This window comes from Tenacibaculum lutimaris, assembly GCF_003610735.1.
Lineage (GTDB): Bacteria > Bacteroidota > Bacteroidia > Flavobacteriales > Flavobacteriaceae > Polaribacter > Polaribacter lutimaris.
The window spans coordinates 565,559-578,099 of sequence record NZ_RAQM01000006.1; the positions used below are offsets into that span (position 1 = coordinate 565,559).

Genomic DNA, 12,541 nt, shown 5'->3' on the forward strand with positions numbered 1-12,541 from the left:
TTATATATTTGTCAATGTTTTAACAAATAATTAAGAGTTTTTATTTAAGGTTTAAGCTTAAAAAAGGCTCTTAAAGTTTTATTAATTCAACTAAAAACCCTTCAAAAATGAAAAACAAAATTACTCTAGCACTTCTGTGCTTATTTTTTGTTGGTGCTTCGTATGCCCAAGAAAAAAGAAACTGTCACTCAATGGAAAACCTTGAGTACAGACAATCCCTTAATCCTTCTTTAAAAAGCAAAATGCAAGAAATTGAGTCTTTTACTCAAAAAAGAATTGCAGAAAAGAAGAACTACCAAGGAAAAATAGTAGGAAATATTATTCAAATCCCAGTAGTTGTACACGTTATTTATAGTAATTCACAAGAAAACATCAGTGTGGCACAAATTCAATCACAAATTGATGTTTTAAATGAAGATTACAGAAGAACGAACTCAGATAAAACAAATAAGTGGTCTCAAGCAGCAGATACTGAAATAGAGTTTTATTTAGCTCAAGTAGACCCAAATGGTAATCCAACAACTGGTATTACAAGAAAGTCATCATCTAAAACTTCATGGGGAACTAATGATGCGATGAAAAAATCATCACAAGGAGGAGTAGACCCATGGGATGCTTCAGAATACCTTAACATGTGGGTATGTAATATTGGTGGTGGAATCTTAGGATATGCACAATTTCCAGGAGGTAGCGCTGCTACTGATGGAGTTGTAATGAGTCCACAATATTTTGGTAGTTCAGATAAAGGATCAGGTTTCTATTTATCATCTCCATTTGACAAAGGAAGAACAACTACTCACGAAGTAGGTCACTTTTTAAACCTTAGACACATCTGGGGTGATGGTGGTTGTGGTGTTGACGATTTTGTTTCTGATACTCCAGAATCTGATGCTGCAAACTACGGATGTGCTTCAAGTCACTCTTCTTGTGGATCAGCAGATATGGTTGAAAACTACATGGATTACTCTGATGATACTTGTATGAACCTATTTACTTTAGGTCAAAAAAATAGAATGCGTGCTGTTTTAGAGTCAGGAGGAGTACGTAGAAGTTTAGCTTTATCAGATAAAACAGGAGGTTCTACTTCATGTACAGCAACGGTACCAACAGGTGTAACTGTATCTAGTATTACTTCTTCAGGAGCATCAGTATCTTGGACAGCAGTTTCAGGAGCTACATACGATGTAAGATATCGTCAAACAGGAACTTCATCATGGACAACTAATGCGGTTTCAGGAACTTCAACATCTTTAAGCGGATTATCAGCATCTACTCAATATGAAGTACAAGTACGTAGTAAATGTTCTGATGGTTCAAATTCAGCATATAGTGCTTCTTCAACTTTTACTACTCCAGCAGTTACTATTACTTATTGTTCATCAAAAGGAAATAGTGTTTCTGATGAATATATTGGAAGAGTACAATTAGGAACTATTGATAATAGTACTGGAGGGGGAAATGGTTATTCTGACCATACAGCTATTTCAACGAACTTAGCAAAAGGAACTTCTCATACTATTACTATTACACCAACTTGGACAGGAACAACATATAACGAAGGTTATGGTGTTTGGATAGATTATAATCAAGATGGAGATTTTTCTGATTCAGGAGAAACTGTTTGGACAAAGGCTGCTTCTAAAGATACACCTGTTAGTACATCTTTTACAGTGCCGGCTTCTGCTACAGATGGAGCAACAAGAATGCGTATAGTTTTAAAATACAATGCAGTACCAACGGCATGTGAAGCTTCATTTTCTTATGGAGAAGTAGAAGACTATACAGTAGTAATTGGAGCAGGAACAGCAGATATAACAGCACCAACAGCACCAACAAACTTAGCAGCTTCTAGTGTAACACAAACTTCTTTAACATTAAACTGGTCAGCATCTACTGATAACGTTGGAGTAACTGGTTATGATGTTTATCAAGGAACTACCAATATTGGTTCTGTAACAGGAACTACAACAAATGTAACAGGATTAACAGCAGCGACATCATATACTTTTTCAGTAAGAGCAAAAGATGCAGCAGGAAATGTTTCTGCTTCTAGTAGTGCAATAAACGTAACAACTTTATCAAACTCAGTTTCATACTGTGAATCAAAAGGAAACAACTCTTCTTATGAGTGGATTGATAATGTTGAGTTAGGAGGAATGACTAATGCAACTGGAGATAATGGAGGATATGCTGATTTTACTTCAAAAACAGCAACCTTAGCAGTAGGAAGCTCAAATCAGATGATTATAAGTGCAGGATTTAGTAGTTCTTCATATACAGAGTATTGGGCTGTTTGGATTGATTTTAATCAAAATGGAACATTTGAGAGTAGTGAAAAAGTTGTAACAGGATCTTCATCAAGTGCCAACAATTTAACAGCCACAGTTAATGTGCCAGCAGGAGCAACTTTAGGAACAACAAGAATGCGTGTTTCTATGAAATATAATTCTGCGCAAACAGCTTGCGAAACTTTTTCGTATGGTGAAGTAGAAGATTATTCTGTAAATATTGTTTCGAGTGCAAGACAAGAAAATTCAACTTTTGTTGACGCTGAAAAGTTAGGAAATGAGCACAGTTCTGATTTAATGGTATATCCTAACCCATCTGAAGATTTTGTGCAAGTTAAATTAGCTTCTAAAGCTGAAAATATGACGTATAGAATCGTAAACCCTAGAGGAGGAGTTTTAAAGTCAGGTGTTTTAAGTACTTTAAATTTAGACGTTTCAAAATTAAAAACAGGAATGTATATTTTAGAAGTTAATGATGGTCAAAAATTATTAAGAACTAAGTTAATGAAGAAGTAAAAGAAGATTCTTTTATTCTGATAAAACCCAAGCAATTTTGCTCGGGTTTTTTGTTTCTTTGCATAAAATTTTAGAGAATGAATTACCTATCAGTAGAAAACATAGCAAAATCGTATGGCGAAAAGGTCTTATTTGAAGATATTTCTTTTGGAATTAATAAAGACCAAAAAATAGCCTTTGTTGCTAAAAATGGTAGTGGAAAAACCTCTATTTTAAACATTATTGCAGGAAAAGATACACCAGATGAAGGCCAAGTTATCAGTAGAAAAGGAATTAATATTGCTTATCTAGCACAAGATGATGATTTGGATCCCGACTTAACTATAGAAGAAACTATTTTCTCTACAGAAAATACTATTCTTCCAATTATTCAGCAGTACGAAAAAGCATTGCAAAATCCTGATGATACTGAAAGCTATCAAAAAGCATTTGAGTTGATGGAGCAGCATAATGCGTGGGATTTTGAAACACAATACAAGCAAATTCTTTCTAAGTTAAAGCTTGATGATTTGTCACAAAAAGTAGGAAAGCTTTCTGGAGGACAAAAAAAACGACTGTCGTTAGCAATTATTCTAATTAATAAACCTGATTTATTAATACTTGATGAGCCAACCAACCATTTAGATTTGGAAATGATTGAGTGGTTAGAAGCATTTTTCGCTAAGGAAAAAATAACCTTATTCATGGTAACACACGATCGTTATTTTTTAGAACGTGTGTGTAATGAGATTATAGAATTAGATAACGGAAAACTATACAAATACAAAGGAAACTACTCATATTACCTTCAAAACAAAGAAGAACGATTAGCTTTAGAAGCAACGAACTTAAGCAAAGCAAAAAGCTTGTTTAAAAAAGAGCTGGATTGGATGCGTCGTCAGCCTAAAGCACGTACGACTAAATCTAAATCACGTATTGATGATTTTTTCCAAATTAAAGAAAAAGCACATCAACGAAGAAAAGAGCATGAAGTTCAGCTAGAAATTAACATGGAGCGTTTAGGAAGTAAAATAGTAGAGCTTCATAAACTAAAAAAGAACTTTGGAGATAAAGTTATTTTAGATGGATTTGACTATGTTTTTAAACGAGGAGAACGTATAGGAATCATCGGAAAAAACGGAACAGGGAAATCTTCTTTCTTAAACATACTAACAGGCAAAATTCCTGTAGATGGAGGTAAAGTAATTGTTGGAGAAACGGTAAAATTTGGTTACTACACTCAAAAAGGAATCCAAATAAAAGAAGGACAAAAAGTAATAGAAGTTATTAAAGAGTTTGGAGAAGAAATTCCGCTAACCAAAGGAAGAAGAATTTCTGCAGCTCAGTTATTAGAACGCTTTTTATTTGATAGAAAAAAACAATATGATTTTGTCGAAAAATTAAGTGGAGGAGAACAGAAGCGTTTGTACCTGTGTGCTGTTTTGATTCAAAACCCTAATTTTTTAATTCTTGATGAGCCTACCAACGATTTAGATGTGGTAACCCTAAATGTATTAGAAAGCTTCTTATTGGATTATCCAGGAAATTTAATGGTAGTATCGCACGACCGTTATTTTATGGATAAAATAGTTGATGGCTTATTTGTTTTTAAAGGAAATGGAGAAGTAGAAAATTTTCCAGGAAATTACTCTGATTACAGGGCATATGAAAGCTCGTTGCCACCAGAGCCTAAAGAAGAGAAAATAGTTGCTGAAAAACCAGAAAAAGCACCTCAAAAAGGAAAGTTAAGTTATAATGAGAAACGTGAGTTTGGTCAGTTAGAGGTTGATATTGAGAAGCTGCAAAAAAAGAAAGTAAACCTAGAAGCGCAATTTACCAATGGAGAAATAGCGATGGATGATATCAATGAAAAATCTTTAGAACTACAAGAAATTATAGAAAGTTTAGAAGAAAAAGAAGAACGTTGGTTTGAACTTTCAATGAAATTAGAGGGTTAAATTATCTAATTTGATTTTTTAACTGTTTAATTATAGTGTTAAATTCATTATTAGGTTTATGAGATGTTTCGTATTCCCAAGAACCACCATTTTTTAAATAAATTTTTAAAATCCATGGGTCTTGAGGCATGAAGATTTTAGCTCTAATTGAAAAAATTAAATAGAGTTTAGAGATCCAATTATCGTGTTGGCTTTTATATCTTATTTCTTTTTTCATACACTAATAATATCAATTTTGTCTACCAAAGGCTTGTTCAAAAAGCGCAATAGTAATTGAGCTACGGCTACTGTATCGCGTTCGCAGTACTCAACAATGCGAGAAAGATTTTTTTCTTGGTAGTATACGTTGGCAACTTCGCTGCCATCAATATCTTGTTTAGGTGAGGGAATTCCTAAAATAGCGGTGAGTAATTTTAAAGAAGTATAGTGTTTATAGTCGCCAAATTTCCATAAATCCATTGTGTCTATATGCGGAACTTCCCAAGGTTTTTTACCAAATAAATTGAGTTTATTAGGCAACTCAATTTGATTAATAATCATACGTCTTGCGATATACGGAAAATCAAATTCTTTACCATTATGAGCACATAATAAATGGTTTGGATGGTTAAAATGTGTATCTAACAAATTTTTAAAATCGACCAACAGTTTATGCTCATTGTCACCATAAAAAGAGGTAACTCGCAATTGACTTACACCTTTTCGTTCTACAAAATAACCTACAGAAATACAGATTATTTTTCCAAACTCAGCCCAAATACCTGCTCGATGGTAAAACTCTTCAGGAGTAAATTCATCTTTGCGTTGGTATAGTGTTTTCAAAGCATAGAGTTCTTGCATTTCAGGAGATAAATCAGCAAATAATTCCACTTCCGGAACTGTTTCTATATCTAAAAACAAAATGTTTTGTAAGTTGAGTTTATTCAGCATTTTTTTCTTTAATTAAAACATAAATAGTAGCATTAGATACGTATTCTTCTTTGGTATCATCATCAATATTTGATAAGCTAATACTTTGAAAAATAAGTTTTACATTCAACATTTTAAAATGCTGTTCAATGGTCATTAAATTAAGAGGTAAATTATAATTCAGTTCTTGATCTTTAAGTTTTTTAATCATTTCAGAACAATCAATTTCTCCTATCAAATCTTCTCCCGTGTAAATTTTTAAAATATTACTATTTTCAGTTAAAGTAAGTTGGTATTGATTTATAGAGTTTTTATTTTCGTGAAGGTTGATATATAAACGCTTTAAAAAATCATAGTTTTTAAGATCTAAAGTTATATTAAAATCGTCTAAATTATAATAATAGGCTCTGTATGGCTTCTCAGGTTTATCAGTTACTTTAATATCTAAGCTATCCATTAATTTTTCTTGTAGTTGCCAATGACTTTCAGTTTTAAATGTTGTTTTAGGGTTGTAGCCAATAATTGTTGTAACTTTCTCTAGCTCGTCTTTTTCATTTAGATAACGAATAATAGAGCGTAGTTGATTTTTTTTCTCAAAAGTGGTTGAAAACTCCGTGTTTTTTATATCGGTAAATACTTTTTCAAATTGTTGAACTTGGCTTTTAGTCGATACTGAAAAAGCACCCCAAAAACCAAAGGAAACTAACATGGTTATAATTGCTAGACTTAATGGGAATATTCTAATTTTTCGTTGTTTGCTAAAAATCATGTACAACGTCATTGCTAAAACCCAGAAAGCAAGAACAAGCACAAAATAGCGATTTTCGGTAATTCCGTATTCATTAATGCGTCTAAAAATAGCGACAAAAAGTAGTCCTATTAAAGGTAATAATAAGTAATAAAACCAAGGGTGAAACCTTCTAATAGTAAGTGAACTGATTGTTTTTTGAATAGGATTTATAAGTGTTTGAACTATAAAACCTAAAAAAGATAAAGCAATTACTAAATACGAAACCCATCCTTTAGGTAAGTTCCAATTAATAACAATTTTTAAACTGTATGCATATAAAATGATGAGGTATAAAATAACCAACGGAATTAAAATATATTTTACTAAAACCTCTAAAGGCTTGGTGTAGTTAATAGTAAGTTGGTTGTGAATATCTTTAGGAAAATCAGAAAGGTAAACCCATGTGTTTACAATTCCTATACAAATTACAAAGACTTGCAAAAAACGGTCTCCTTTAAAATTAACGTTAAACAAATGTTTAACCGCAAGCAAAGCTAATACAATTCCCAAATAAAGAATTAGTGAAAAGAATAGACTTCTAACAATAGATATAAAAACAGCTTTTAAATAGTTAAAGTAAGCCGATTTATCCCATTTTATAAAGAAAGGAGCAATCATAACAAACAAATGACCAACTATGAAATAAAGAAAGAAACGTATAATAGAATTTTTATCTATACGATATGCATCAATATCTATACTAAAATAGAATGCTGTTAAGAAGCAAAGGGGAATTAAAAATACCCAGTAATTTTTCTTTTTAAATTGATCTAGAAAAAAACGTGTGGCTATCAACCAACTGATTCCTAAAGCAAAAATTAGAATAATTATACCTGTAAAAATATCATCAAAAGTATCATTTTCGATAGAGAATAAAGTAAAAAATGTACCAATGATTGCCCAAGAAAGAGTTACAGGAAAACGGTTAAATGTATTTTTAGCTTTAGATACAATCTCACCAAGTGATGGAATGATTTTCATAGAATTTCTTTTTATAAAGATACAAAAACAAAGAAAAAATAGAAAGTATTGTGCTTTATGAGGTGTTTTTTTAAGAAAAAGTTTATTAAATATTAAATGAACGTTAAGTTAAGCATGTGTATCAAGGGTTTATTATTTTATGATTACTTTTGGGTAACATAATATAAAGAACTATGAATACTAGCGATATTAAAATTCTACTAGTAGATGATGAACCAGATATTTTAGAAATTGTAGGATACAATTTAAAATCGGAAGGATATCAGGTTTTTACTGCCAATAACGGGGCAGAAGCTGTAAAAACAGCAAAGAAAGTTACTCCACATTTAATTTTACTAGATATAATGATGCCAGAAATGGATGGTATCGAAGCTTGTGAAAAAATTAGAAATATAAAATCTTTAGAAGACGTTTTAATTTCTTTTTTAACTGCTAGAGGTGAAGATTATTCACAAGTAGCTGGTTTTGATGCAGGAGCTGATGATTACATTACAAAACCTGTTAAACCAAAAGTGTTAATTAGCAAGGTAAAATCGTTATTACGTCGTTTAAAAACAGAAGAAAAAGCAGATACAACTACCAAAATAGGAGATATTGTTATCAACAGAGATGAGTATGTTGTTTTTAAAGGAGAAGAAAAAATAGCATTACCAAGAAAAGAGTTTGAACTATTTTCTTTACTAACTTCAAAACCAGGAAAAGTATTTAAAAGAGAAGTAATTTTAGATAGTGTTTGGGGTAATGAAGTAGTTGTTGGTGGTAGAACTATTGATGTACACATTCGTAAACTACGCGAAAAAATAGGAGATAACTATTTTAAAACGGTAAAAGGAGTGGGATATAAGTTTGTGCTAGACGAAACAGACAAATAATTTTTGAACTCAAAAAATAATAAGTAGATTGCTAGCTAGCAATCTATTTTTTTATCTATGGTAAAAATAAAAAAAACATACAGATACGCCCTCTGGTCGGCATTCTACTCAACGCTATTATCTTTAATAATAGCTGTGTTATCGTACCTGTTTTTAGTTAATATTTTAGGAATTGGCGCAGTTATCGTTTTTGGTATTGCCATGTTTATTGTGTCGTTTTTTGTAATACAATATCGAGCAGAACATTTTATTTACCAACGTGTAAGAAAGATGTATGAAGATATTTCTATTTTAGATATCAACGATTTAAAAAGAAAAAAGGTAACAACAGATGTAGAAGAACTTACCAAAAGTGTACAAGAATACGTTGAAGGAAAAAGTGAAGAAATAGCCCATTTAACTCAGCGAGATTCTTTTAGACGTGATTTCTTAGGAAACGTAGCACATGAGCTAAAAACACCATTATTTACGGTACAAGGATACATTTTAACATTGTTAGAAGGAGCTGCTGAGGATAAAGAAATCCTAGCTAAGTATTTAGACAGAGCAAACAAAGGTGTAGAACGATTAACCTCTATTGTAAAAGACTTAGATATGATTGCTAAGTTAGAAACGGAGGGGATGAAGATGAACATGAAAACATTCAACATTATTGAGTTGATTCAAAATGTATTTGATTTGTTTGAAATGAAAGCTAAAAAGAGAAACATAACACTACGTTTCGATCGCGTGTATGATTTTCCTCATTTAGTAAAAGGAGATGTTGAACGAATTGAGCAAGTATTAATCAATTTAGTGGTAAACTCAATAAAATATGGTAGAGTAGGTGGTGTAACCACCGTAAGTGTTGAACCATATAATCAGAATAAGTTTATTATTAAAATAAACGATAATGGTGAAGGAATTAAACAAGAACACCTTTCACGTTTATTTGAACGTTTTTATCGTGTAGATCAAAGTAGATCTCGTGAACAAGGAGGTTCAGGATTAGGACTTTCAATCGTAAAACATATTATTGAAGCACATAACGAAACCATTCTTTTAAAGAGTAAATATGGAGAAGGTTCCGAGTTTTCGTTTACTTTAGAAAAGGCAATGAAATAAAAAAAAGGAGTTGGTTACCAACTCCTTTTTTTATTATTATTTTAAATCGAATCCGATATCTTTTCGATAATTCATTTTATCAAAAGATATTTTGTCGATGCTTTTATACGATTTTTCTAAAGCTTCATCCATAGAGTCTCCAAAAGAAGTAATTGCCATAACACGCCCACCGCTCGTAACAACTTTACCGTCTTTTAAAGTGGTTCCTGCATGAAAAACGATAGAATCATCTACAGTATTAAAACCTGTAATTTCTTTTCCTTTTTCATAAGCTTCAGGATATCCACCCGAAACTAACATCACAGTCGTTGCTGTTTGTGGGGTAACTTCGTATGATTTATCTCCTAAGGTTTGCGTAGCAACACCTTCAAATAAATCTAGTAAGTCTGATTGAATACGTGGTAACACCACTTCAGTTTCAGGATCTCCCATACGAACATTATACTCAACTACAGATGGATTTCCGTTATCGTTCATCAATCCGATAAAAATAAACCCTCTATAATCTATTCCATCTTTTTGTAAACCGTCTATTGTTGGTTTAACGACCAATTCTTCCACTTTCGTTAAAAAATCATCCGTTGCAAAAGGAACAGGAGAAATAGCTCCCATACCGCCTGTATTTAGTCCTGTATCACCTTCTCCAATACGTTTGTAATCTTTAGCAGAAGGTAAAATTTTATAATTCTTTCCATCTGTTAATACGAAAACAGATAATTCTATTCCTTTTAAAAATTCTTCAATAACTACAGTTGATGAAGCACTTCCAAACTTTTGATTAGAAAGCATTTCTTCTAACTCAGCTTTTGCCTCCTCTAAGTCATTTAAAATTAAAACTCCCTTTCCAGCAGCTAATCCGTCAGCTTTCAATACATACGGAGCATCTAATGTTTCTAAGAATTTTTTTCCTTCAGCTAAAGTATCAGTAGTAAAAGATTGGTAGCGAGCTGTTGGAATATTATGTTTTTCCATAAACTGCTTCGAAAAATCTTTACTTCCTTCTAATAAAGCACCGTCTTTTTTAGGTCCAATTACAGGGATGTTTTTTAACTCTTCATCTGCTAAGAAAAAGTCGTGAACCCCTTCTACTAAAGGAGCTTCAGGGCCTACAACTACCATATTAATATCGTGTTGTAAAACAGTTTCTTTTACCTGTGCAAAATCAGTTGGATTGATAGCTAAATTCGTAGCAATAGCATCAGTTCCTGCGTTACCTGGAGCAACATAAAGGTTGCTGATTTTAGTACTTTCTGAAAGTTTTTTAGCAAAGGCGTGTTCTCTACCGCCCGATCCTAAAATTAGAATATTCATTGTTGTGTGTTGTTGTATTGTGAGTGCAAATATAAAATAAGAAAAAAGGCTATGAGCAAAACCTGTCTTTAAAATTGTAGAAAAAACAAAAAAGGCCTCTTTTTGAACAAAAGGAGCCTTTTTTTATTATTTCATTGTCGCTTTGCAACTAAAATATTTGCTCTAGTATTTTTTGTGTAATAGCGTAAGTTGGTGTTACTCCGCTCATTCCAAGTCCGCCAGAAGCAAGTGTAGCACCAGTTTCTAGAGGATTATCAGAAGCATAGTAAGCGTAGCGTACTTTCACATTTTCTGAAATATTACCTCTAATTTTTGAGGCAGATTGAATCGCTTTTTGATAATGCGCTCCTTCCATTTCTAGTCCGATTACATCCCAAGTAGAATCATGGAAGAATCGTAATAAATCTTTATTTTGTAATGATGTTCCTAATACAGTAATCATAGCTCCATCAAAAACTTGAACTCCAAAGCCTTCTAAATCTTCTTTTGATAATTCGTTTTTAAATGGATAGTTATCAGCAGTACCTTCAAAAATATGTGAAGAAGGAATCATAATATCTCCTTTACCACCTTCTAAAATACCAGCTTTACCCATAATTGAAACAGACTGAACATCTAGATGAATTTTATCTCCTTTTGTTTTGTATGGCTTTAAAAGTTCGTCCATAGTTTCAAAAGCCTGTTCACCAAATGCATAATCCATTACAATAATTACAGGTTTTTCTCCAACTGAATTTACTTTGTTAAAAGAGTTGGTGTCAAAATCAATTTTATCAGTGTCAATAACTTGTACATTAATGTTGGTTCCTGAAGTATCTTTGATATAAATCAACCCGTTTTCAGAAGCATAATTTTTTACAGCAGATTGTAAAGCGCTACTGTTAGAGTTACTTAACAATTCAAATAACTGAAAATCTTTGTGTTTTTTAGCTTCTTTAGGTAACGCGTTTTTACCATAAATACTGTTCATTACACTGTGCATGTTTGCACTAATAATATGGATAGGACGCTCTATTAGTCCGTTATCTAACAAGACTTTTTTGATATTATTTGCCCATAATTCACCGTAATAATGATGTCCGATTTCTTCAGTTAACACCGAGCTGAATTTTATGGAACGTTTTTGATCGTATAAAGATTCGTTGATAGCTAATTTACCTAACCAGTAAATTAAGTGAAAAAATCTATTCGGATTTTCTTCAGTAGAAAAGGTGTTATATGCGTCGTAAATTTCATCGTAGGTTCTTCCTAAAATGTTACCAAGATGCACTACAATTACGTCTTTTTCTTCATCAGTAAGAGTTTTGTTATGTAGTACGATATCTTCTAAAAGTAACCATTCGCGAATGAAGCTTTCTCCGTTGTTAATTACAACACGATCTTTTATTTTGTGAGATTCAATAAATAAAAATGTCAAGTGTGTTAGAATATCATAAATTTCTGAACGACCACGAGTAATTTCGATATTCATTTGGTTTTTATCAATACGATAGCAGTTTCTCCTTCTTTTAGGAGGCACAATCGCTTTGAATTTAGAATTTCGATATCCTTCGTCTGCTGTTAAGTAAATAAATTGGCATTCTTCAATTCCTTCAGGTAAACGTTCAATAACGTATACCAATCCGTTTAATTCGGTTTTGTCTTCAGCAATCGACCCATAAATTTCTGGGCGTAATGATAAAAGTGATTTACGTAAAGTTTCACCTGAAACTCCCATCGGTTTATAAAAACCACGACTAAAGAGGTGTCGCATTGAGATGTATAAACGCTCAATAGCGCTTGTAGATTCGTGTGCTCTTGTACGTTCTTTTTGGATAGGTTTTGACATATGTT

At 32.2% G+C, this 12,541-nt stretch carries 9 protein-coding genes; 4 read left to right on the top strand and 5 right to left on the bottom strand.

Going from position 1 to position 12,541, the window contains the following annotated elements; translation table 11 throughout:
- Positions 1–107: 107 nt before the first annotated feature.
- Entirely contained in the window at positions 108–2,804 is a 2,697-nt protein-coding gene (locus C8N26_RS02745) for a GEVED domain-containing protein (RefSeq protein ID WP_120185911.1), read from the top strand.
- A gap of 77 nt (positions 2,805–2,881) precedes the next feature.
- Positions 2,882–4,741, top strand: a complete 1,860-nt coding sequence (locus C8N26_RS02750; protein ID WP_120185912.1) for an ABC-F family ATP-binding cassette domain-containing protein — start codon at positions 2,882–2,884, stop codon at positions 4,739–4,741.
- A gap of 1 nt (position 4,742) precedes the next feature.
- Here C8N26_RS02750 and C8N26_RS02755 read toward each other — a convergent pair whose 3' ends face one another.
- From C8N26_RS02755 to C8N26_RS02765, 3 genes are read right to left on the bottom strand one after another with little or no spacing between them, the layout of a single operon-like run.
- The gene (locus C8N26_RS02755; RefSeq protein ID WP_120185913.1) at positions 4,743–4,958 is read right to left on the bottom strand and encodes a hypothetical protein; all 216 of its coding nucleotides are present in this window, start codon (positions 4,956–4,958) and stop codon (positions 4,743–4,745) included.
- Positions 4,955–5,671 carry a 3'-5' exonuclease gene (locus C8N26_RS02760; protein ID WP_120185914.1) on the bottom strand — a complete coding sequence of 239 codons (717 nt, stop codon included), beginning with the start codon at positions 5,669–5,671 and terminating at the stop codon, positions 4,955–4,957. Before C8N26_RS02760 ends, C8N26_RS02755 begins: the two co-directional genes overlap by 4 nt.
- Positions 5,661–7,421: a DUF4153 domain-containing protein gene (locus tag C8N26_RS02765; RefSeq protein ID WP_120185915.1), complete on the bottom strand. Its 1,761-nt coding sequence runs from the start codon at positions 7,419–7,421 to the stop codon at positions 5,661–5,663. The genes C8N26_RS02760 and C8N26_RS02765 overlap by 11 nt, the downstream gene beginning before the upstream one ends.
- A 173-nt stretch (positions 7,422–7,594) precedes the next feature.
- On the opposite strand from C8N26_RS02765, the gene C8N26_RS02770 reads away from it, so the two are divergent.
- Together C8N26_RS02770 and C8N26_RS02775 are read left to right on the top strand one after the other, a co-directional pair.
- On the top strand, positions 7,595–8,293 hold the full coding sequence (locus C8N26_RS02770) for a response regulator transcription factor (protein WP_028891651.1): 699 nt from the start codon (positions 7,595–7,597) through the stop codon (positions 8,291–8,293).
- 57 nt (positions 8,294–8,350) lie between these two features.
- Positions 8,351–9,397, top strand: a complete 1,047-nt coding sequence (locus tag C8N26_RS02775) for a sensor histidine kinase (protein ID WP_028891652.1) — start codon at positions 8,351–8,353, stop codon at positions 9,395–9,397.
- 36 nt (positions 9,398–9,433) lie between these two features.
- Here the strand turns inward: C8N26_RS02775 and purD are convergent, their stop codons facing one another.
- On the bottom strand, positions 9,434–10,708 hold the full coding sequence (purD, locus tag C8N26_RS02780; RefSeq protein WP_120185916.1) for a phosphoribosylamine--glycine ligase: 1,275 nt from the start codon (positions 10,706–10,708) through the stop codon (positions 9,434–9,436).
- A 148-nt stretch (positions 10,709–10,856) separates the two neighbouring features.
- Positions 10,857–12,536 (bottom strand): DUF6909 family protein, encoded by a 1,680-nt coding sequence (locus C8N26_RS02785; protein WP_120185917.1) that lies wholly within the window; start codon positions 12,534–12,536, stop codon positions 10,857–10,859.
- Between the last annotated feature and the right edge of the window lie 5 nt (positions 12,537–12,541).

What these genes read in the sequence shown, in the direction of transcription:
- purD (WP_120185916.1), bottom strand. Translation starts at nt 10,708, where the DNA reads ATGAATATTCTAATTTTAGGATCGGGCGGTAGAGAACACGCCTTTGCT.
- C8N26_RS02745 (WP_120185911.1), top strand. Translation starts at nt 108, where the DNA reads ATGAAAAACAAAATTACTCTAGCACTTCTGTGCTTATTTTTTGTTGGT.
- C8N26_RS02770 (WP_028891651.1), top strand. Translation starts at nt 7,595, where the DNA reads ATGAATACTAGCGATATTAAAATTCTACTAGTAGATGATGAACCAGAT.
- C8N26_RS02760 (WP_120185914.1), bottom strand. Translation starts at nt 5,671, where the DNA reads ATGCTGAATAAACTCAACTTACAAAACATTTTGTTTTTAGATATAGAA.
- C8N26_RS02765 (WP_120185915.1), bottom strand. Translation starts at nt 7,421, where the DNA reads ATGAAAATCATTCCATCACTTGGTGAGATTGTATCTAAAGCTAAAAAT.
- C8N26_RS02750 (WP_120185912.1), top strand. Translation starts at nt 2,882, where the DNA reads ATGAATTACCTATCAGTAGAAAACATAGCAAAATCGTATGGCGAAAAG.
- C8N26_RS02775 (WP_028891652.1), top strand. Translation starts at nt 8,351, where the DNA reads ATGGTAAAAATAAAAAAAACATACAGATACGCCCTCTGGTCGGCATTC.
- C8N26_RS02785 (WP_120185917.1), bottom strand. Translation starts at nt 12,536, where the DNA reads ATGTCAAAACCTATCCAAAAAGAACGTACAAGAGCACACGAATCTACA.
- C8N26_RS02755 (WP_120185913.1), bottom strand. Translation starts at nt 4,958, where the DNA reads ATGAAAAAAGAAATAAGATATAAAAGCCAACACGATAATTGGATCTCT.